The organism is Rothia endophytica, from assembly GCF_928381505.1.
Classification (GTDB): Bacteria; Actinomycetota; Actinomycetes; order Actinomycetales; family Micrococcaceae; genus Rothia; species Rothia endophytica_A.
On record NZ_CAKMSJ010000010.1, the window covers coordinates 58498 to 78749 of the forward strand.

The 20252-nt window shown below is 54.9% G+C and carries 19 protein-coding genes, 4 tRNA genes and 1 other RNA gene; 13 read left to right on the plus strand and 11 right to left on the minus strand.

Annotation, left to right across the window (positions count from 1 at the left end):
* Positions 1 to 78 precede the first annotated feature (78 nt).
* Positions 79 to 633 (plus strand): DNA-3-methyladenine glycosylase I, encoded by a 555-nt coding sequence (locus tag L6990_RS10650; protein WP_237204104.1) that lies wholly within the window; start codon positions 79 to 81, stop codon positions 631 to 633.
* Between the two features lie 38 nt (positions 634 to 671).
* Here the strand turns inward: L6990_RS10650 and L6990_RS10655 are convergent, their stop codons facing one another.
* From L6990_RS10655 to mptB, 3 genes are all read right to left on the minus strand, one after another.
* Positions 672 to 1607 (minus strand): class A beta-lactamase-related serine hydrolase, encoded by a 936-nt coding sequence (locus L6990_RS10655; protein ID WP_237204105.1) that lies wholly within the window; start codon positions 1605 to 1607, stop codon positions 672 to 674.
* 121 nt (positions 1608 to 1728) lie between these two features.
* Positions 1729 to 1801, minus strand: a tRNA-Arg gene (locus L6990_RS10660).
* A gap of 77 nt (positions 1802 to 1878) precedes the next feature.
* Entirely contained in the window at positions 1879 to 3453 is a 1575-nt protein-coding gene (gene mptB, locus L6990_RS10665) for a polyprenol phosphomannose-dependent alpha 1,6 mannosyltransferase MptB (RefSeq protein WP_237204106.1), read from the minus strand.
* Positions 3454 to 3603: 150 nt separating this feature from the next.
* On the opposite strand from mptB, the gene orn reads away from it, so the two are divergent.
* The 3 genes from orn (at position 3604) to def (ending at position 5122) form a co-directional block, all read left to right on the plus strand.
* On the plus strand, positions 3604 to 4230 hold the full coding sequence (gene orn / locus L6990_RS10670; RefSeq protein WP_237204107.1) for an oligoribonuclease: 627 nt from the start codon (positions 3604 to 3606) through the stop codon (positions 4228 to 4230).
* A 165-nt stretch (positions 4231 to 4395) separates the two neighbouring features.
* Positions 4396 to 4468, plus strand: a tRNA-His gene (locus L6990_RS10675).
* An 81-nt stretch (positions 4469 to 4549) separates the two neighbouring features.
* Positions 4550 to 5122, plus strand: a complete 573-nt coding sequence (gene def / locus L6990_RS10680; RefSeq protein ID WP_237204108.1) for a peptide deformylase — start codon at positions 4550 to 4552, stop codon at positions 5120 to 5122.
* 53 nt (positions 5123 to 5175) lie between these two features.
* Here the strand turns inward: def and rnpB are convergent.
* Positions 5176 to 5530, minus strand: an RNA gene (gene rnpB / locus L6990_RS10685) — RNase P RNA component class A.
* A gap of 31 nt (positions 5531 to 5561) precedes the next feature.
* On the opposite strand from rnpB, the gene L6990_RS10690 reads away from it, so the two are divergent.
* Positions 5562 to 6329, plus strand: a complete 768-nt coding sequence (locus L6990_RS10690; protein ID WP_237204109.1) for a YaaA family protein — start codon at positions 5562 to 5564, stop codon at positions 6327 to 6329.
* 34 nt (positions 6330 to 6363) lie between these two features.
* Here L6990_RS10690 and L6990_RS10695 read toward each other — a convergent pair whose 3' ends face one another.
* Complete coding sequence (locus tag L6990_RS10695) at positions 6364 to 7257, minus strand: Nif3-like dinuclear metal center hexameric protein (protein ID WP_237204110.1); 894 nt, start codon at positions 7255 to 7257, stop codon at positions 6364 to 6366.
* Between the two features lie 106 nt (positions 7258 to 7363).
* Here L6990_RS10695 and msrA point away from each other — a divergent pair, with 106 nt between their 5' ends.
* From msrA to epsC, 3 genes are all read left to right on the plus strand, one after another.
* Complete coding sequence (gene msrA / locus L6990_RS10700; protein WP_237204111.1) at positions 7364 to 7888, plus strand: peptide-methionine (S)-S-oxide reductase MsrA; 525 nt, start codon at positions 7364 to 7366, stop codon at positions 7886 to 7888.
* A 75-nt stretch (positions 7889 to 7963) separates the two neighbouring features.
* Positions 7964 to 8890: a cysteine synthase A gene (gene cysK / locus L6990_RS10705; RefSeq protein WP_237204144.1), complete on the plus strand. Its 927-nt coding sequence runs from the start codon at positions 7964 to 7966 to the stop codon at positions 8888 to 8890.
* 129 nt (positions 8891 to 9019) lie between these two features.
* A complete protein-coding gene (epsC, locus tag L6990_RS10710; RefSeq protein ID WP_237204112.1) occupies positions 9020 to 9604 on the plus strand; it encodes a serine O-acetyltransferase EpsC in 585 nt (194 codons plus the stop codon).
* A 67-nt stretch (positions 9605 to 9671) separates the two neighbouring features.
* Here epsC and gndA read toward each other — a convergent pair whose 3' ends face one another.
* The 5 genes from gndA to L6990_RS10735 form a co-directional block, all read right to left on the minus strand.
* Positions 9672 to 11150: an NADP-dependent phosphogluconate dehydrogenase gene (gndA, locus tag L6990_RS10715; RefSeq protein ID WP_237204113.1), complete on the minus strand. Its 1479-nt coding sequence runs from the start codon at positions 11148 to 11150 to the stop codon at positions 9672 to 9674.
* Positions 11151 to 11243: 93 nt separating this feature from the next.
* Positions 11244 to 11435 (minus strand): hypothetical protein, encoded by a 192-nt coding sequence (locus tag L6990_RS10720; RefSeq protein WP_237204114.1) that lies wholly within the window; start codon positions 11433 to 11435, stop codon positions 11244 to 11246.
* 147 nt (positions 11436 to 11582) lie between these two features.
* Positions 11583 to 11658 (minus strand) — tRNA-Val (locus L6990_RS10725).
* 56 nt (positions 11659 to 11714) lie between these two features.
* Positions 11715 to 11787: transfer RNA gene (locus tag L6990_RS10730), tRNA-Val, on the minus strand.
* A 270-nt stretch (positions 11788 to 12057) separates the two neighbouring features.
* Positions 12058 to 12474, minus strand: coding sequence for a DUF3052 domain-containing protein (locus L6990_RS10735; protein WP_237204115.1), 417 nt, complete (start codon positions 12472 to 12474; stop codon positions 12058 to 12060).
* A 345-nt stretch (positions 12475 to 12819) separates the two neighbouring features.
* Here L6990_RS10735 and aceE point away from each other — a divergent pair, with 345 nt between their 5' ends.
* The 5 genes from aceE (at position 12820) to fabF (ending at position 19632) form a co-directional block, all read left to right on the plus strand.
* Positions 12820 to 15561 carry a pyruvate dehydrogenase (acetyl-transferring), homodimeric type gene (gene aceE, locus L6990_RS10740; RefSeq protein WP_237204116.1) on the plus strand — a complete coding sequence of 914 codons (2742 nt, stop codon included), beginning with the start codon at positions 12820 to 12822 and terminating at the stop codon, positions 15559 to 15561.
* Between the two features lie 252 nt (positions 15562 to 15813).
* Positions 15814 to 16725 carry an ACP S-malonyltransferase gene (locus L6990_RS10745; RefSeq protein WP_237204117.1) on the plus strand — a complete coding sequence of 304 codons (912 nt, stop codon included), beginning with the start codon at positions 15814 to 15816 and terminating at the stop codon, positions 16723 to 16725.
* Between the two features lie 18 nt (positions 16726 to 16743).
* Positions 16744 to 17769 carry a beta-ketoacyl-ACP synthase III gene (locus L6990_RS10750; protein WP_237204118.1) on the plus strand — a complete coding sequence of 342 codons (1026 nt, stop codon included), beginning with the start codon at positions 16744 to 16746 and terminating at the stop codon, positions 17767 to 17769.
* Between the two features lie 252 nt (positions 17770 to 18021).
* The gene (locus L6990_RS10755) at positions 18022 to 18261 is read left to right on the plus strand and encodes an acyl carrier protein (protein ID WP_185174557.1); all 240 of its coding nucleotides are present in this window, start codon (positions 18022 to 18024) and stop codon (positions 18259 to 18261) included.
* A 105-nt stretch (positions 18262 to 18366) separates the two neighbouring features.
* Positions 18367 to 19632 (plus strand): beta-ketoacyl-ACP synthase II, encoded by a 1266-nt coding sequence (gene fabF, locus L6990_RS10760; protein WP_237204119.1) that lies wholly within the window; start codon positions 18367 to 18369, stop codon positions 19630 to 19632.
* A gap of 79 nt (positions 19633 to 19711) precedes the next feature.
* Here fabF and L6990_RS10765 read toward each other — a convergent pair whose 3' ends face one another.
* Positions 19712 to 20230, minus strand: a complete 519-nt coding sequence (locus L6990_RS10765) for a DUF3145 family protein (protein ID WP_237204120.1) — start codon at positions 20228 to 20230, stop codon at positions 19712 to 19714.
* Positions 20231 to 20252: the final 22 nt, after the last annotated feature.

Sequence of the window (20252 nt, forward strand, 5' to 3'; positions counted from 1 at the left end):
TCAGGCTCTGTACACAGCCGTTGACCTGCAACATATGAGCCACCTAGGTTGTTTCTACACCGTTGTGGAGGAGCAATCATGGTCAATAAAAATATCGAAGCTGAGTTAGCGGGAAGTACACCGCACAAAGAACCTTCTTGGGTACGAGATGATCCCAGCCGAACGTATTTCCTTGAAGAATGGCAGAAAGTGCCGCGCACGCAGCAGGCTATGTTTGAGCACCTGTGTCTTTTAGTCTTCCAAAATGGCCTAGGGTGGAGCGTAGTCCTAGGTAAGCGAGAAGCGATCAGCAGACATTTCAAAGGGTTTTCTCTAGAGGCTGTTGCTTCTCTTACCGAGCATGATATTTCTCAGATGCTATCCGATACATCCATGATCAGAAATGAAGCTAAAATTCGGAGCTGTATCGCTAACGCACAGGCTTTGCTTGATCACAGCATCAATCTTCCCGCCCTCTTCGAACAGGCTTTTGACTCACCCGTCATCTTTGACTCGGTCAGTGAGCTACCCAGGACATTAGAGACGACAGATAGGATTGCTGACGATCTCAAGGACGCTGGCGCGCAGCGTGCCGGTCAGGTTGTGTGCTGCGCTCTAGCCCAAGCAACGGGCTTCATTAGGCTAGGTGCCTAGCAGTACACGGTGAGAAGAGAAGGGCCGGGCAATAACTATTAGCCGGCATGATCAAAGTAGGCTTGCACAGCTTTACTGGCAACTTCGTAGCCGATATTTACATCATTAAAGCCATGAGAGAGCAGGGCTATAGAGAAAGTATTATCCTCTGTCCGGACCACGCCTACAGAATTGACGTACCAAGTGCCCGTCTCGTCCTGAATCCACCCATTTTTAACAGAGACCTGCTGGACCTGCTTTCCAAAAGCAGTCTGGTCTTTTTGAGAACCCACGCCCCAGAGCTGCGACCAACCATGCGGATCCATTGTTTCTAAGAGGTATTCGGCATCGGTCTTATTGATCCAGTGGATATCTTCTACGATAAACCGCATAATCTTGACGTAGTCTTCTGCCCAGGTTTGGTTGTTACCCCAGGTGCCCTCGCTGCGAGTCATCGTAGCACCCAATAGTTCATAGGTTTTGTTAAGAGATTGAGAGCTTGCCTCTGAGTCAGCACCGGGCCCAGTAGTGCCAATCTGTCTAAATATTTCTGTGGTTGAGGAGTTATCCGAAAAGCTGATAGCAGCCTCGATGAGCGCCTTTTCTTCTTCCGTTAGAGTGCGCTGTTCAAAGACCGCACGCCGCAGAAGTGTGAGAGCTATGGGGACTTTGACGATTGAGGCCTCATAAGACCACTCATTAGCATGGTGGAGGAAGGTTTTATCTTCTTTATGGTTGTAGACTGCCAAGCTAATCGTTGCTGAATGCTCTGTTTCAAGACTGGACAGAGCCTCATTGATATCCACATCTTTTCGATCATTAAGATGTTCCTGCCCAGAGGCTGTGACTTGTTTTCGGTCCCCGTTGCCTCCGCAAGCTACCAGCACAGGTACTAAAGCCAGAAGAGCAGCAGTCGCTTTGAGCGTGCCTCTACGCGAGCGCGCAGTGGGGTGTAAATCGGCATCGTTAGATGGGAAGAAAGTTCTCTGGGGCATAGGTTCAGTCTATTCTCAAGTGCAGTATCAAATGCTCTAAATAAGAGGATAGTTTCACCATAAATACTTGAGTAAACAAATAACCCCCCCACCTCTTTGACGAGGTGGGGGATAGGTGAAGTGCCCCAGGAGGGAGTCGAACCCCCGACCAAGAGATTAGAAGGCTCCTGCTCTATCCACTGAGCTACTGAGGCTGAACGTGTTTTATTCTAGCGTGGGTGCACCTCAAAGTCATATCAGTGATAGAGCTCCACGCCCCCGGCGGCTCAGGCTAAATCGAGACCTCGTAAATCGACGAACGCTGGGCGCGGCGCAATACTCGGCGCGTAGCAGGGTCTAGGAAGACCAGCCACGATGCGTAGGCAACGCTGATAACCGCGGCGATAAGGCGCCCGATATTCTGATCAAAATCTTCAAGGTAGGGCGATACCGCCAGCTGATCTGAGACCGCATAAATCATAAAGAAGAGTGTGGTCAAGAAGTAGAAATCTAGCTGCCAGTCTGTTCTAATGCCCGCCACCACTAAAAGCGGTATAAACCAGAGTAGATACCAGGATTGAATCATGGGTGAGAAGAGCACCACGAAGCCGATGGCGAGACCGGTTCGCTTCACCAGGTTCTCGTCCTTCCCAATGAACATGGTGATTACGGCGAGACCCATACCAATCAGTTTGCCCAGGCTAAAGAAAGCGTCTCTAATGCTGTTAGCTAGGTCATTGTTACCGGTAATCGAGGCAATAATCTGATTGATTTGTAAGCCCAAAAACCCAATAAGGGTGTACCAGATGTACTGTCCGCCGGTCGTTGATAGAGCTGAAATCCACCCAAAACCCAGACCGGAGACCCAGCCCATGAGAGCCAGTTCGGCGATTGAAACTGCCAAAGTCAGCGCCCAAAAGACAAAGCGACGGGGCCAGCTCGCCCCTCGTCCAGCCCAAAACAGCCCGATGAAGGGCAGGGCTACAAGGGCGATGGGCTTGACGGCGACAGCCATAGTAACCAGGGTGGCACCAAGAATGCCACCCACCGCGTCCCTCTGGGAAGCAGCGTGGTAGACACCGGCGAGAATAAAGCCCGTCATCAGGGCATCATTATGGCTAGAGGTAATAAACGCCGCAATAAATAGGGGGTTAGCGACCACCAGCCAGTTAGCACGCGTCCCATTGATTCCGTGGAGTTTAGCCAACTTTGGCACATAAATAGCAATCAGGACGACGCCCAGCATTGCTACACCTCTAAAGAGGTAGAGGGCGGTATCAACAGACTCCCCCGCCATCCCTGCGACTATCTTTTCGATCCACAAGAAAACAGGCCCATAAGGTGGTGCAGATTCGGCCCACATGGGATCTGCCCCGTACTGGAAGAAATTGTTGACCGCGGAGACCCCATATTCATAGGGGTTAAGGCCGGCTTGCATCAGGCGTCCCTGAGCAAAGTAGGAGAAGACATCGCGGCTGTAAAGCGGGAAGGCAAACAGTTGGGGGGTGATCCAGCATATGGTCGCAGCCCAAACCCATCTCTTAGCCCGTTCATCCCACACCATCAGCTTCTGCACCATACGCAACCATTCACGGCAGAGCATCATGGCACCAATCACCAATAAAGCGATACAGGTAATCAAACCAGGGGTGGTGTAGCGCAGCGGAATAATCCACTCAACCCGGCGGAAGGGTGAAGCATCTGCTAGCCATCCCACACCGAATGAAGCAAACATCACTAGCAGGGACCCAATGGTGCCGAAAATCAGCGTTCTTAGGGGGCTACCTGTTACATAGTGCGCAGTTTTGCTGTTATAGCGGTGCACCGGTTTGCTGGCGGTAGTTGCCTCCACATTTCTGGGGCTCATCGTTCTCCGTGAGTTGCGCTGTTAAAACACCCCCGATTTTACCCGCACGCCGCTCTCATCGGCACCGATGCTCATCCCCCGCTCTCAATAAATTAAGGTTTTTACCTCTAAGACCAGACAAGTATCTGCTGGGGCTAGTACATTGGTGGTGTGTCTATTAGTAATGAACGAATTGTTTGGGTCGACTGTGAAATGACCGGTCTGTCCTTAGAGAATGATGCTCTGATTGAAGTAGCAGCCCTTGTGACCGATGGTGACCTCAATATTCTGGGCGAAGGCGTCGATGTCGTCATCAAACCGACTCCAGGCTCTCTTGAGCAGATGGATAACTTTGTGCGCAACATGCACAAGGAGTCTGGTCTTATCAATGAGTTGGACAGCGGCATTAGTATGGCTGAAGCAGAACAGCTCGTGCTGGACTATGTCAAAGAATGGGTACCTGAACCCCGCAAGGCTGTACTGGGTGGCAACTCTATCGGCACCGATAAGACCTTCCTAGTGCGGGATATGCCACAGCTCATTGATTATTTGCATTACCGGGTGATTGATGTATCAACCATTAAAGAACTATCCCGCCGCTGGTTTGAAAAGGCAACCTACAACGCCCCTGCCAAGACCGGAAATCACCGGGCTCTGGGCGACATCCAGGATTCAATCGATGAGCTCCGCTACTACCGCGGAACCATCTTTGTGCCCGCCCCTGGTCCGGACAGCGCCACTTGCCAGCAGATAGCCCGCCAGGTCAGTGAAACCCGTCAAGAGGTTAACCCTGAATAGCTTCAGCAAGACCAGCCCCTGCTAATGATTCACCCAGAGCGCGAGTGAGTATGGTCACCCCGCAAATCGCACACTCAGTTTTACAGCTGGTAAAAATCTGTGTAAGCTATTACCTGTTGCCAAAACAAAAGCAAAAGAAATTTAGCTAGCGTTTTAGTAAACATGGTGGTCGTAGCTCAGTCGGCAGAGCGCCTGGTTGTGGTCCAGGAGGTCGCGGGTTCAACCCCCGTCGATCACCCAGAATAAAGAGGGCCGCTACGGTAAACGTAGCGGCCCTCTTTTTATGTGCCCTTCTAGACCCACACGGTAAGGTTGAGATATGACAGTTCTACCCATCGTTGTGCACGGAAACCCCGTGCTTCACCGCCCGGCTGCACCCGTTACGTCCTTTGACGACGATTTGAAGCAGCTGATTGCTGATATGTATGAGACGCAGGAGCTTTCCAACGGTGTGGGCCTTGCAGCTCCCCAGGTGGGAGTCGGTTTGCGGCTCTTTACCTACAAGTTTGACAACGAAGACGGCGTGCCCCCGCTGGGTGTTATTGTCAATCCCCTGCTCACCCTGGGCAAAATCTCAACCGCAGAGCCTGATCCCGAAGAAGAAGTTGAAGGGTGCCTCTCCTTCCCCGGTTATTCCTTCCCACTCAAGCGCGCTGAGTGGGTCACAGTGAGCGGTCAGGACGCTGATGGAAACCCCCTGAAATTTGATGCTACAGGCTGGTTTGCCCGCGTCATGCAGCACGAAACAGATCACCTCGATGGAAAGCTCTACGTCAACCGCCTTAACCCCCGCTACACCAAGAAGTACAAAAAAGTGGTGAAAGCTGAGGGGTGGACTGTAGACGGCAACAGCTGGGTGCCGGGTGTAGACCCGGACCCCTTCGGTCACTAAGAATTCAAAAAAGAAGGCGCCCGCTCAACTGAGCGGGCGCCTTAAGTATTGTGGGGACGGGGTGCCCTATAAGCCGGGTTCTGTACTCGTTGCCGAGTGGCAATCATCCATCTAGACCCACCATTGCTCGTGGGTTCAAGCAGCCTACCCGGGCACTTCGCCGCACTGGCTACTAGCACGCCCTGTTTGACCTTGCTCCGAGTGGGGTTTACCGAGCCACCCCGGTCGCCCGGGGTGCTGGTGAGCTCTTACCTCACCGTTTCACCCTGACCGCACCAGAGGTGCGGCGGTCTATTTTCTGTGGCACTGGCCTGCAGGTTACCCTGAGTCGATGTTATCGACCACCCTGTGCTGTGGAGCCCGGACTTTCCTCGAAACCTTAGGTCTCGCGATTGCCCAGGCACCCCGTCTACCCCTCAACTTTACTACACTAAAAACTATGCTCATTCTTCTACCGCCCTCCGAAGGTAAGACTCCCGCCACAGGTACTAGCCCCGTTGAGATGGGTGATTTATCGTTCCCGCAGCTCACCGAAGCCCGCGAGCGCGTGGTAGAGGAGCTAGCTCAGGTGAGTGCAGAAGAAGGTGCCGCTGAACAGCTCAAGGTCGGTAAGTCCTTAGTGGCTGAGGTTGAAAGAAATACTCGCCTCTTAGCTGAGCCAGCTGCACCTGCAGCCCAGGTGTACACCGGGGTTTTGTTTGAAGCGCTTGACTATGCAAGTTTAGGTACTGCAGCTCAAGAAAGCGCTGATCGGTCGCTTCTGGTGATTTCCGCTCTCTGGGGTGCGGTGAGCTTAAAGGATCGTATCCCGGCTTACCGTCTCTCAATGGGAGTGAAACTAGGTAGTTGTGGGAATCTGGCTAAATTTTGGGCCGGTGAGCTGACGTCGGTTCTATCCGGTGCCTTCGACGGTCAGTTAGTTATTGATTGCCGGTCAGCCGCTTATGCTAAGGCATGGACACCTGAACCTCAGCTTACCTATGCGGTAAGAGTTGAGAAGATGCTGCTCGACGGCAGCCGCAAGGTGGTCTCACATATGGCTAAGCACTACAGGGGTTTGCTGGCAAGATACCTGATTGATGAAGGCCTTACGAACATCAACAATATTGAACAGCTACTACCCCGGCTCTCCCCTAAGTTCACCGTGGAGCTGAGCGCCGCAACAGATAAAAAGCCCGGCACCCTCACCCTGGTGGTGAAAGAGTAGGACGCCGGGCTTGGGGTCCTGTCCGTAGCTGGAGTTAGCGGGTGCTGGCTGAACCGCTAATCTGCCCGGTTGAAACGGTGAAGTCCCAGGGGTCGGTGTTGAGATCAGAAATATAGGTGCTGATGGTGAACCCACGGTCCGCCAAGCGTTCTGTTAGTAGCTGAGCCGCGCCGTCCATCCACAGCCATTCGCTGGCGAAGTGTGAGCAGTCGATGAGCGCCGGGCCGCCGGCTATCAAAGCGTTTTCTCGGAGTTCTGATGCTGGGTGGTGGCGTAAATCAGCGGTGATATAGACATCTGCGCCGCTCTTTAGCGCATCTTTGAAAAGAGAGTCCCCCGCACCGGTGCACAAAGCCACTTTTTGCACTTGGGTATCTGCCCGCCCGGCAACGCGTAGCCCTGCTGCGGTGGCAGGGAGAAAGTCCGCGATTTTTTCAGCTAGCTCTTTGAGTGTCATAGGCAGGGGTAGCTGACCCACCCTGCCGATGCCTACCTGCACCTGACTACCGTTAACCTCAACGCTCTGGTCATCAGCTAGCACCTCACGTTCGCTGATGCCGAGCATATCCATAAACGCTTCGTTGGTGCCGTGGGGGGCTGAGTCCACGTTGGTGTGGGCGCCCAGCAGGCCGCAGCGCGCTTCGATTAGGGTGTGGGTAATTTCGCCCTTGTAGTCGGTATCAGGCAGAAAGGAAGCACCGCGCAGCAGAAGCGGGTGGTGAGTAATGAGCAGACCGGCCCCGCGTTCTGCTGCTTCGGCGGCGGTTTTCACCGTGGCATCTACCGCAAAGCCAACCGTGGGCACCGGCGCGTCCTTTCGGCCCAGCACCAGACCGCTAGCGTCCCAGTTTTCAGCCAAAGCCGGGGGGAAAATCTCGTGAAAGGCCGTCACCACATCATGGAGAGTAGGTATTTTCTTATCAGTCATGCCCCTATTCTTTCACTGGGGTAGCCAACTGAGAAGTTCAACCCATCAGCGCGCACGGTGTTCTGCCCGTCAGGAATATTTAGGGCGACCCGCAGGTTGAAGAGATATGCAGAGTTTTGTTTTAGGCGGCGGTTGCTTCTGGTGCATCGACGCCGTATACCGCAATATCAAGGGCGTCACTGCTAGCATCTCAGGCTACACCGGGGGCGCTGACCCCAACCCCACCTACCAGCAGGTGTGCAGCGGAACCACCGGTCACGTAGAGGTCGTTAAGGTCGAATTCGACGACTCAATCATTGATGCTGACACGGTGCTCGATATTTTCTTCACCTCCCATGACCCCACCAGCTGGGACCGCCAGGGAGCGGACGTCGGCAGCCAGTACCGCTCGGCCCTCTACTACACTGATGAAGAGCAAAAAGCTATCTTTGACAGGGCCATCGAACGAGCCAACCAGGTATGGGATAACCGGGTAGTAACTGTACTTGAGCCCCTGGGCACTTTCTATGAGGCAGAGGAGTACCACCAGAACTACTATGCTCGCAACCCCTACCAGGGGTACTGTATGGCTGTCATCAATCCCAAACTTTCAAAAGTGCGCCAACGTTACGCCAAGTTTCTTCTTTCTTAGCCCAGCTACCCAATTCTCGTAGAATAAAACTGAACCTTCTTAGTCAATAACCCGAAAGGCTAACCCGTGTCAAAAATGTACAACAATGTCACTGAGGTCGTCGGCGGTACCCCCATCATCCGTCTTAACCGCTTGGACGAGAATCTGCCCGGCAACGTAGCCGTCAAGCTAGAGTTCTACAACCCTGCTAACTCCGTCAAAGACCGTATTGGCGTTGCCATCATCAACGCCGCTGAAGAAGCAGGCGCGCTCAAGCCAGGTGGCACCATCGTTGAAGGCACCTCTGGTAACACCGGTATTGCTCTGGCTATGGTGGGTGCAGCCCGCGGTTACAAGGTCATTCTGACGATGCCTGAAACCATGAGCAACGAGCGTCGTGTCATGCTCCGCGCCTACGGAGCCGACATTGTTTTGACCCCCGGCTCTGAGGGTATGCGTGGTGCTGTGGAGAAGGCAAAAGAAATCGTTGCCAGCACCGAAAACGCCATCCTGGCCTCGCAGTTCAGCAACGAAGCTAACCCAACCGTGCACTACAAGACCACCGGCCCCGAAATCTGGGAATCAACCGAGGGTAAGATTGATATCTTTGTAGCAGGTATCGGCACCGGTGGAACCATCTCGGGTGCTGGAAAGTATCTGAAAGAGAAAAACCCCAACGTCAAAATTGTTGCGGTAGAGCCCAAGGACTCCCCTTTGCTGACCGAAGGCAAAGCTGGTCCCCACAAGATTCAGGGTCTGGGAGCCAACTTCATTCCCGATACCCTCAACCGCGACATTTATGACGCTGTTGCTGATGTCAGTATTGAGGACGCTGTCTCAACGGCTCGTGCTTTGGGCACCCATGAAGGCATCTTGGGCGGTATTTCCTCTGGTGCATCCGTCTGGGCCGCACTGGAAGAAGCTAAAAAGAGCGAGAACGCTGGCAAGCTGATTGTAGCTATCGTGTGTGATTTCGGTGAGCGCTACATCTCAACTCTTCTATACGAAGATATCCGCGGTTAAACAATAAAGCCCGCTGAGCGCCACCGCCGAATTTTCGGCGGTGGCGTTTTTGGGTAAAACAGGAATATGTTTGTCCCTACCGGGGGTTATACTCAACGTGAAGAGATGCTTGCATGGTAAAGGATAACAATGAGTTTTATGGCGCGTTTGCGTGAGGATTTGGAAACGGTCCGCACCCACGACCCCGCCGCCCGCGGCCCAGCTGAAATTATGATTAATTACTCCGGTCTGCACGCTATCTGGGCACACCGTCTAGCTCACAAGCTCTGGCAGCAGGAGGGCACCAAGTCACTAGCTCGAACCATCAGTCAGTTCACCCGCTTCATGACCGGTGTAGAAATCCACCCGGGCGCTACCATCGGTCGCCGCTTCTTTATTGACCATGGTATGGGCGTGGTTATTGGTGAAACCGCTGAGGTGGGTAATGATGTGATGCTCTACCACGGTGTCACCCTGGGCGGGCGTTCCTTGGAGAGGGGAAAGCGTCACCCCACCATCGGGGATCGGGTTACTATCGGTGCAGGTGCTAAGGTGTTAGGTCCGGTGGTGATTGGTGCTGATTCAGCTATTGGTGGCAACTCAGTGGTAGTACACGATCACCCAAAGGATTCCATCATCACGGGCATCCCAGCCCGCTCCCGGACCCGTACCCCGGACGCCAAGCTACCCCTGGTGGACGCTGTAGAGTATGTTGACCCCACCATGTGGATTTAAAAACCACAAAATGCCCCTGAGCCTTGCAGCTCAGGGGCATTTTTACTCTTTAGAAGAGATCAGCTCCCTAGTGGGTGTGGCTATCTTCAGCGTTAATTTCGCTGCGATCGCCGCTCCACTCGGTGTGCCACATACCCTCTGAGTCAATACGACCGTAAGTGTGAGCACCGAAGAAATCACGCTGGCCCTGAATCAAGGCGGCGGGAAGACGCTTACGGCGCAGAGCGTCGTAGTAAGACAGGGACGAAGCGAAAACCGGCACGGGCACACCTTCAGCAGTTGCCTTAGCAACCACACGACGCCAGGAGGGCACGAGATCCTCGAGCAGGGCGGTGAAAGCGGGAGCCAGCAGCATATTAGCGGGGGTCTCGCTCTTATAGGCTTCCATAATTTCGCCCAGCAGCTCAGCACGAATGATGCAACCGGCACGCCAGAGGCTAGCAATCACATCAAGCTTCAAATCCCAGTGGTATTCAGCGCCGGCCTTAGCCAGCATATCCATACCCTGGGCGTAAGAAACCAGCTTTGAGGCAAAGAGGGCCTTGCGGACGTCCTCAATGAACTCCTCATCACCATTGGCTACAGCGGTGGTAGCGATCAGCCCCTCCGGCAGCTGCTGCTGAGCCTGCAGACGTGCCTCAGGATTACCTGAAGACAGTGCACGGGCAAAGACTGATTCTGCGATACCTGATACGGGAGCACCAAGGTCAAGAGCTGCTTGCACCGTCCAGCGTCCGGTACCCTTCTGGCCAGCCTCATCAACAATGACATCGACCAGGGGCTTACCGGTCTTGGCATCAACCTGAGCCAGAACGTCAGCAGTAATTTCAATGAGGTAAGAGTTCAGGTCAGTGGTATTCCACTGCTTGAAGATTTCTGCCTGAGCAGCAGGCTCAACACCCGCAACTGAACGCAAGAGGTCATAAGCCTCACCGATGACCTGCATATCTGCGTATTCGATACCGTTGTGCACCATCTTGACAAAGTGACCGGCACCATCGGTTGAAATCCAAGCACAGCAGGGCTCACCGTTAGGAGCCTTAGCCGAAATCTTTTCTAAGAGCGGCCCGAGCGACTCATAAGCCTTAGCTGATCCACCAGGCATAATGGAGGGACCATTGAGCGCACCTTCTTCGCCGCCTGAAACGCCAATACCCACGAAGTGCAGGTTCTTCTCAGCCAGTGCTCGTTCACGCCGGATGGTGTCGGGGAAGTGTGAGTTACCGCCGTCAATGATGACATCGTCCTCGTCCAGCAGGGGAACCAGCTGCTCAATCACGGCATCAACCGGTGAGCCGGCCTTCACCATGATTAAAATGCGGCGTGGAGATTCGAGTGAATCTACGAGCTCCTGCAGGGTCTCGGTACGAATGAAGTCGCCATCAGCGCTGTGTGCAGCTAAGAGTGCATCAGTTTTTTCAACAGACCGGTTGTGAAGAGCTACGGTGTAGCCATTACGTGCCAGGTTACGTGCTAGGTTAGCGCCCATCACGGCAAGGCCGGTCACACCAATCTGTGCTTTACGTTCAGTATTAGTTTCAGTCATGCCTTTTAGGTTACGCTGATTTGCGCTACTTTTGGGCGTACGCGCTATGAGAGAAACAAAACGTTCACATGCTGGGAGCCAGGTGGCAACCTTCTACTGCTCCCGGTCATATGTATCAGTGAAAAGAACCCACACAGCTAGCCCGCCAATAATGAGAGCAACCGCAGCAAAACCTATCCACAGCTGAACCATCATGCCCTGAATAATAAATGAAACAGACACGAGGAACCAGATAATAGAGAGGAACACAGCGGTAAAGTTGCGGGGCTTAAAGTTGCGTTTCACAGGTGGCTTTCCGGTAGCGGTCAGAAGAAGGCAGGACGCCGGGGCGACCTTCCTAGTCTAGCGCCAAGAAAACTAGACCGACTAGCACGCCAGCACTGTTATATCAGCAGAAACAAAAAGCCTCGCAAATCACTGCGAGGCTTTAGATGGTGGGTCCTACCGGGATCGAACCGATGACATCCACGGTGTAAACGTGGCGCTCTACCAGCTGAGCTAAAGACCCTTATTGATTTATTAGTTACTGCGAGTAACTGACTGACAAAACCTAGGTTTCGTTCGTGGGTCCTACCGGGATCGAACCGATGACATCCACGGTGTAAACGTGGCGCTCTACCAGCTGAGCTAAAGACCCATCATGTCGCATGCTTGCGCTCTCGACAACAAGAAATACTTTACACAGACCGTTCGGCGCTCGCAAACCGAAAGAGGCACCGCTCGCCATAAAAAAGCGGCTAGAGCACCCTTTACCCCCAGAAATCAGGGGGAAAATGAGTGAAAAAAATTTTCTACCAACTTTACGATGAGCTCAGTGAGCGTTAACAGGATTGTCTGATACCTCACCCCTGAGACCACCAAACCCCGCACGCTGGAGACAGCAGTACGGGGTTTGATAAGGAATATCTTATTTGCTTTGCTTCATCACCAGACGGGTAGCAGCCCAATCCTTAGAAGCAGCTTCAGTGGTGGTGACGTGCAAACCGGCCAGCGGTGCCGCTTCCTGAACTTCGCCCGGGGCAACATAACCATCACGGCCGGCCTTAGGGGTCAGTAGCCACACCGCACCGCCTTCATCGAGAGAAGAAAGAACATCCATCAACCCATCTACCAGGTCGCCGTCTTCCTCTCGCCACCAGAGCAGGATGCCATCTACGACTTCCTGGTCGTCCTCGTCAAGAATCTCCGAGCCGATACAATCTTCAAGATCATCTCGAAGATCAAAATCAACATCATCGTCATACCCAAATTCCTGGATGAGATCCCCATCCTTGAAACCAAGCTTGACTACCGCATCTTTTTCAGCGGCACGAGTCTCGCTCACGAACGTCCTCCTTGAAGTTAGCGGGCAACTACTGCCCTTACCAAGCCCCACCCGGATGTGGGGCATCGTCAGTTCACCTACCACTGAACACGTAAACACCGCTCAAAGCAACAGAACACGACCAAAAGGTCGGCACCAAATTTCGCTGATAAGAAAAAATGGGTGAAGTGACGGCTATTTCACACCCAATATTCCCGGCGTCAAGGCCGCCAGAGTGCCATTTTGTGACACCATAGAAGAGAAGTTGTCTGAGCGACCATAAGGTCGCTAGAGACACCAGTACCCAGCGCACCGCACATTTTCACCAAATGGTGCGCTACACCTACAACATAGAGAGGTTGGCTCGTGGGACCCTCAGAAACGAACGATCACGTTTTGAGTGCGCTGACAAACAGCTTCACCGACATTGACCCCGAAGAGACCGGCGAGTGGATTGAATCCTTCGACGAACTCGTCGAGACTCACGGCACCGAGCGCGCCCAGTTCATCGTGCGCTCGCTCATGCAGCGCGCAGGCCAGAAGTCAATCACCGTCCCCATGGTGACCACTACTGACTACGTCAACACCATCCCTGTAGACCAGGAACCGGAATACCCCGGTGACGAGCAGGTTGAGCGCCGCTACCGCGCCATTCTGCGTTGGAACGCTGCCGTCATGGTTCAGCGCGCGCAGAAGGCAACCATCAGCGTGGGCGGCCACATCTCCTCCTACGCAGGCATGGCAACCCTCTACGAAGTAGGCTACAACCACTTCTTCCGCGGCCGCAGCCACCCCGGTGGCGGCGACCAGCTCTTCTTCCAGGGCCACTCATCCCCCGGTAACTATGCTCGTGCCTTCCTCGAAGGCCGCCTCACTGAAGAGCAGCTCGACGGTTTCCGTCAGGAGAAGACCAAGGAAGGCACCCACCTGCCCTCCTACCCCCACCCCCGTAATCTGCCCGATTTCTGGCAGTTCCCCACCGTATCTATGGGTCTTGGCCCCTTGAATGCGATTCACCAGGCATCTTTCAACAAGTACCTGCACAACCGCGGCATCAAGGACACCAGCGACCAGAACGTTTGGGCATTCCTGGGCGACGGCGAAATGGACGAGCCCGAGTCACGCGGCGCACTGCAGCTGGCTGCCAACGAAAAGCTCGACAACCTCACCTTCGTAGTGAACTGCAACCTCCAGCGTCTGGACGGCCCCGTTCGCGGTAACGGCAAGATCGTTCAGGAACTTGAAGCCTTCTTCCGCGGCGCCGGCTGGAACGTCATCAAGGTCCTCTGGGGCCGCGAGTGGGACACCCTCCTCGAAAAGGACACCTCCGGTGAGCTCGTCCGCGTCATGAACGAAACCCTGGACGGTGACTACCAGACCTACAAGGCAGAGTCCGGTGGCTTCATCCGCGAGCACTTCTTCGGGCAAACTCCCGAAACCAAGGAACTCGTTGCCGACATGACCGACGACGAAATCTGGGCCATGAAGCGCGGCGCTCACGACTACCACAAGGTCTACGCCGCCTACAAGGCAGCAGTAGAGCACAAGGGTCAGCCCACCGTCATCCTGGCACAGTCCGTCAAGGGCTACGGTCTGGGCGCTAGCTTCGAGGCTCGCAACGCGACCCACCAGATGAAGAAGTTGTCCATGGATGACCTCAAGCGCTTCCGTGACCATCTGCGTATCCCCATCTCTGACGAACAGCTGGAGAACGACCTCTACAACCCCCCTTACTACCACCCCGGTAAGGACTCAGAGGAGTACAAGTACCTGATGGAACGCCGCGCAGAGCTCGGTGGCTTCATCCCCGGACGCAAGAACGTCCAGCCCGAAATCACCTTGCCCTCCGAGAAGGCCTACAAGGGTGCGCTTAAGGGCACCGGCAAGCAGATGGCAGCCACCACCATGGCCTTCGTCCGCCTGCTCAAGGACCTCATGCGTGAGAAGGACTTCGGCCACCGCATCGTGCCCATCATCCCCGATGAGGCACGCACCTTCGGTATGGACTCCTACTTCCCCACCGCCAAGATTTACAACCCCAACGGTCAGAACTACCTGGCTGTGGACCGTGAACTCATGCTTGCCTACAAGGAATCACCCGAGGGTAAGATCATTCACGTGGGCATCAACGAAGCTGGCGGCGTTGCAGCAATGACCGCTGTTGGCTCGTCCTATGACACCCACGGCGAACCCATGATTCCTGTCTACATCTTCTACTCGATGTTCGGCTTCCAGCGCACCGGTGACTCCTTCTGGGCAGCCGCCGATCAGCTGGTTCGAGGCTTCATCATCGGCGGTACCGCTGGCCGCACCACCCTTACGGGTGAAGGTCTGCAGCACATGGACGGTCACTCACCGATCCTGGCCGGCACCAACCCCGCTGTTATTCACTATGACCCCGCCTACGGTTACGAAATCGCGCACATCGTCAAGCGCGGCATCGAGCACATGTATGGCACCGGCGATGAAGACCATAACGTCATGTACTACCTCACCGTCTACAACGAGCCGATCCAGCACCCTGTTCAGCCCGAGAACCTCGATGTTGACGGGGTCATTGGCGGCATCTACCGCCTCTCAGAAGCCAAGAACGACGGCCCCCGCGCCCAGCTTCTCGCTTCAGGTGTGGCCGTTCCCTGTGCACTGGAGGCTCAGCGGATGCTGGCTGAGGAATGGGGCGTTTCAGCTGATGTGTGGTCAGTGACCTCATGGACCAATCTACGCCGTGACGGTCTCGATGCAGAGCGTGTTTTGCTCGAAGACCCTGCAGCTACCCCGCGCAAGCCCTTCATAGAGGCTCAGCTCGAGGGCGCAACCGGCCCGATTGTTGCAGTTTCTGACTACCAGACCGACCTCATGGACGGCGTGCGCCAGTTCGTTCCCAACGAATTTGCAACCCTGGGCGCAGACGGCTTCGGCTTCTCAGATACCCGTGCAGGTGCTCGTCGCTTCTACAAGATCGACTCAGCATCCATCGTTGTCCGTGCCCTGCAGATGCTGGCAAAGCGCGGTGAAGTTGCTGCCGATGCTCCCGCTCAGGCCTTTGCTAAGTACGACTTGAACAACATCAACGCTGGTACCTCCGGTAACGCCGGTGGCGACGCGTAAGGTTACCCCTAGGTAGCTCGAAGGGCTGCTATTCCCCCAGTAGGGAATAGCAGCCCTTTCTCGTCTACTAAAGATCTAGTGCCGCCCATCTTTAATGGGTCAGCGACTGATTGGTTATCTTTGTGGTCTGTACAACGCGAATCTTCTACCAGGTGGACGGCAAAAGAGGAGTAGGATGGTTATTTGAAAAAGATTCAAGAAAGTTTCAAACTTCTTGAAAAGACAACGCTACTTTTAAGGTGGTTCACCCCTGTGATTGCCCTTGTATGCCCGGGTCAGGGAGCTCAAAAGCCCGGTTTTCTGACCCCCTGGTTAGAGCTGGACGGTGTGAGTGAACACCTGCAAAAACTTTCAGCTGCTGCCGACCTTGACCTCATCCACTACGGCACTGAAGCTGACGAGGAGACCATCAAGGACACCGCTATTGCTCAGCCGCTGATTGTTGCAGCCGGTCTTGTAACGGGCAAGCTAGCCCAGAATCTTTTCGGCGACCGAGACCTTATTTTTGCAGGGCATTCGGTGGGTGAAATTACCGCTGCCGCCTTGGCTGGAGTGCTCACCGAAGAAGAAGCCATGAAATTTATTCGCGTGCGTGCGAACGGTATGGCTGAAGCTGCAGCTGCTACACCCACCGGCATGAGTGCCGTGCTGGGCGGAGATGAGGATGATGTCCGCGAGGCTATTTCTGCTGCCGGTCTGACTGCTGCCAACTCAAACGGTGGTGGCCAGATCGTTGCTGCTGGTTCGCTAGAGAATTTAGCTGCCTTTGCTGAAAACCCGCCAGCTAAAACCCGTGTCATTCCTCTCAAGGTAGCTGGCGCTTTCCATACCTCTTACATGGAAGCTGCTCAGGGGCCTCTCGCTGATTTTGCGGGTACCCTGACGCCTAAGGACCCCACTTCAGCACTTCTCTCAAATTTTGACGGCGCCCCTGTCAGCAGCGGTTCCGCTGTACTAGATTCACTGGTAGCGCAGGTGACCCGCCCTGTACGCTGGGACCTGTGCATGGCGTCTCTATCAAAAGCAGGTGCTGAATACCTCGTAGAGGTAGCCCCGGCCGGTACCCTGGTGGGGCTGGCAAAGCGAGGTCTGCGCGGCACCCCTGCCTCAGCGATTAACTCCCCCGACGACCTTGATGCGCTCACCGTAGCGCTCTCTGCCTAACACTGAAAGGACATCTAAGTGCCTACCCTCAAGCAGGCGGAACCCAACCGCTACTCACGCATTCTTGGCTACGGATCAGCCCGCGGTGACCTTTATATCACTAACCATGACGTCGCTGGCCCCATCGATTCATCAGATGAATGGATCGTTCAGCGCACCGGTATCAAAACCCGCCACCGCGCCTCAGAGAACCTTTCCATCACCGACCTCGCTGTGACAGCAGCGAAGGACGCACTCGCCAATTCAGGTATCATTGGTGAAGATTTGGATGCGGTTATTGTTGCAACCGTAACCCACCCGCACGCTACGCCTTCCCTTGCTGCGCTGGTTGCCGACGGTGTTGGTTCCAAGGCACCTGCCTACGACATTTCAGCAGCCTGCGCAGGCTTCTGCTACGCCGTGGCCCAGGCTGATGCCCTCGTCAAGGCAGGCACAGCCAAGAACGTCCTGGTCATCGGTGTCGAAAAGCTTTCAGATTTTATTGATAACACCGAGCGCACCATCTCCTTCCTCCTGGGCGATGGCGCCGGTGCAGCCGTAGTTGGCCCCTCAGAGACCCCCGGCATAGGGCCAACCGTTTGGGGATCGGATGGCGCCAACTGGGAAGCTGTGGGCATGAGCCATTCCATACTGGAGATTCGCAACCGTGATTTTGTTGCTCATCCCGTTGAAGATGGAGAGAAAATCTGGCCCACCCTACGCCAGGATGGTCAGAAAGTTTTCCGCTGGGCAGTGTGGGAAATGGCTAAGGTCGCGCAGCAAGCCCTAGACGCTGCGGGTATCACCGCCGAAGATCTCGGCGCCTTTGTGCCCCACCAGGCCAATATGCGCATCATCGACCAGATGGTCAAAACTCTCAAACTCCCCGACACCGTCCTGGTAGGCCGCAATATTGAGTGTGCAGGCAACACCTCAGCTGCCTCCGTACCCCTGGCAGTAGATGCTCTGCTTGACGAGCACCCTGAACTGTCAGGCAAGCTTGCCCTGCAGATTGGTTTCGGCGCTGGTCTCGTCTTTGCCGCCCAGGTGGTCGTCCTCCCCTAAAGCCTCTCCACCCCTAGGGGGAACTGACTGACTCTCACCCATCTCAGCTAAACCGCTTTTTGAAAAAAATGTTAGGTTTATTTCAAAAATAGTGGGGCTGATAAGCCGGTCAAACCCCGCTGGAGAGACTACACTCAACTGTGAAGACTAAAAGCAGCAGTAGTTGCTAGATGTCGCCCTGACCTCTTGATAGAGGTTGGGGCACCCTACCTCAGCGGCAGATGCCGCTACACCCTAGACAAAGGAGCCATCATGGCAGATCAGAACGAAATCCTCGCAGGCCTTGCAGAAATCGTCAACGAAGAAACCGGCGTTGAGGTTGAGGACGTTCAGCTCGAGAAGTCTTTCACCGAAGACCTCGACATTGACTCCATCTCAATGATGACCATCGTTGTTAATGCAGAAGAGAAGTTCGGCGTCACCATTCCCGACGAAGAGGTAAAGAACCTCAAGACCGTGGGTGACGCAGTAAACTTCATCGCAAACGCATAAGTTTGCCCCCGGCAGGGTTGGGTGCGGATTCCTCCGCGCCCAACCTCTTTTATATACCTCTCGGTTCAACTCCCTCACTCAAGACTTAGTTCGAAGGACGCACAGATGTCTCGTAAAGTCGTTGTCACCGGTCTCGGTGCAACCACCCCCATCGGCGGGGATGTTCCTACTACCTGGGAAAACGCCCTCTCCGGGGTTTCAGGTATCACCACCATTGATGAGCCCTGGGTGAAGGAGTACGAACTGCCCGTTTCAATTGCAGGCCGGGTAGCCGTTGCTGCGGTTGAATCTGGCCGTCTATCTAAAGTTGAGGGCAAGAGGCTTGACCCCTCCGGTCAGTTGGCTTTGGTAGCTGCTCGTGAGGCGTGGGAGGACGCCGGTTTCAGCGGCAAGGACGCAGAAGAGGCCAAAGAGTGCGATCCTCTGCGCACCGCCGTTGCTTTTGGCACCGGTATCGGTGGAGTCTGGACTCTGCTGGACGCCTGGGATACCCTGCGGGAAAAGGGGCCCCGCCGTATGCTTCCCATGACCGTGCCAATGCTCATGCCCAACTCAAATGCGGCTGCAGTGTCCATGAACCTCAAGGCCCGCGGTTCAGCTCAGACCGTGGTTTCCGCTTGTGCTTCTTCTACCGAAGCCCTTGATTTGGCCCTCATGCTGATTCGTTCGGGCAAGGCTGATGTTGTTATTGCCGGTGGCTCTGAGGCAGCCATCCACCCCATGACCATCGGCGCCTTCGCTAAAATGCAGGCACTCTCTACCCGCAACGATGACCCGGCTGCTGCTTCCCGCCCCTACGACACCGGCCGCGATGGCTTTGTGATGGGTGAGGGTGGAGCCGCTCTGATTCTTGAGTCAGAGGAACATGCTAAAGCTCGCGGCGCACGTATTTACGCTGAACTTGCTGGCACCGGAGTCTCTGCGGACGCCCACCACATCACTGCCCCGGACCCCTCGGCCTTGGGTGCTACCCGCGCACTTCAAGAGGCTCTGGCGGACGGTGGAATCTCGCCTGAGCAGGTTGTTCACGTCAATGCACATGCAACCTCTACCCCCGTGGGCGATGTCCCCGAGTCACTAGCTCTGCGTGAGGTTTTCGGCGACCATACCGGTTCGGTTGCTGTATCAGCCACCAAGTCAATGACCGGTCACCTGCTAGGTGGCGCTGGCGCCCTCGAAGCGGTGCTTACTGTTCTTGCACTTCACCACCGTAAGGCTCCTTGCACCATCAATCTTGATGACAAAGACCCTCAGATTGACCTCGATGTAGTAACTGATGCCCGTGACCTACCCGCAGGTGACATTGCAGCCGTCTCTAACTCCTTTGGTTTTGGCGGGCATAATGCTGTGGCGGCTTTCCGCAGCGTCTAGAACCTAGATAGAGTTAATTCTTTAGGGGGCGGCACCTGCTGGTGCCGCCCCCTGCTGTTTCTGCTCTTATGCCAGTTACCTACGTTTTTTGGTTGATGTGGGTGATATTGCTCTGGCCGCTAGCGGCGCGCAGCGGCTCTAGCTGCTCGTCCCAGGGCTCCCCCAGCATGAGGGAGAATTCCTGATACAGTGCCTCAAAGCTTCCCTCAGCCTGTTCAAAGGCGTACTTGACTCGGTCTTCCGTGACGGTGAAGTTACCCAGTACGTCGGTCCCTACAGCGCAAATGCCTAAAGATGGGGTGTACATGAAGCGCACGGCATCGGTGGTGGGGGTGGCTCGTTCAGTCACCTCAAAGAAGACACCATCGAAGACCCTGAGTGCTGAGGCAAGCTGAGCTGCGGTTCCCTGCTGACCTGACCAGCTGAGCTCCGCTCGCTGGTGGCCGGGGCGGGCGGCTTGCTCTTGCCAGTTCAGGCTTACAGCATTTTTTACGACGCTCTCGATGGCCCAACGAAGGTGCGGCGTTACTGTTGAAGGAACAGCATAGAGGAGAAGGTAGCCACCGGTCGTCAGATACTGATCTGAGGGTTGGCTCAAGGGAGGCGGTAGAGCTGTCATG

What these genes read in the sequence shown, in the direction of transcription:
- fabF (WP_237204119.1), top strand. Translation starts at nt 18,367, where the DNA reads ATGTCTCGTAAAGTCGTTGTCACCGGTCTCGGTGCAACCACCCCCATC.
- def (WP_237204108.1), top strand. Translation starts at nt 4,550, where the DNA reads ATGACAGTTCTACCCATCGTTGTGCACGGAAACCCCGTGCTTCACCGC.
- L6990_RS10650 (WP_237204104.1), top strand. Translation starts at nt 79, where the DNA reads ATGGTCAATAAAAATATCGAAGCTGAGTTAGCGGGAAGTACACCGCAC.
- L6990_RS10755 (WP_185174557.1), top strand. Translation starts at nt 18,022, where the DNA reads ATGGCAGATCAGAACGAAATCCTCGCAGGCCTTGCAGAAATCGTCAAC.
- cysK (WP_237204144.1), top strand. Translation starts at nt 7,964, where the DNA reads ATGTACAACAATGTCACTGAGGTCGTCGGCGGTACCCCCATCATCCGT.
- L6990_RS10695 (WP_237204110.1), bottom strand. Translation starts at nt 7,257, where the DNA reads ATGACTGATAAGAAAATACCTACTCTCCATGATGTGGTGACGGCCTTT.
- msrA (WP_237204111.1), top strand. Translation starts at nt 7,364, where the DNA reads ATGCAGAGTTTTGTTTTAGGCGGCGGTTGCTTCTGGTGCATCGACGCC.
- gndA (WP_237204113.1), bottom strand. Translation starts at nt 11,150, where the DNA reads ATGACTGAAACTAATACTGAACGTAAAGCACAGATTGGTGTGACCGGC.
- epsC (WP_237204112.1), top strand. Translation starts at nt 9,020, where the DNA reads ATGAGTTTTATGGCGCGTTTGCGTGAGGATTTGGAAACGGTCCGCACC.
- L6990_RS10655 (WP_237204105.1), bottom strand. Translation starts at nt 1,607, where the DNA reads ATGCCCCAGAGAACTTTCTTCCCATCTAACGATGCCGATTTACACCCC.
- mptB (WP_237204106.1), bottom strand. Translation starts at nt 3,453, where the DNA reads ATGAGCCCCAGAAATGTGGAGGCAACTACCGCCAGCAAACCGGTGCAC.
- L6990_RS10690 (WP_237204109.1), top strand. Translation starts at nt 5,562, where the DNA reads ATGCTCATTCTTCTACCGCCCTCCGAAGGTAAGACTCCCGCCACAGGT.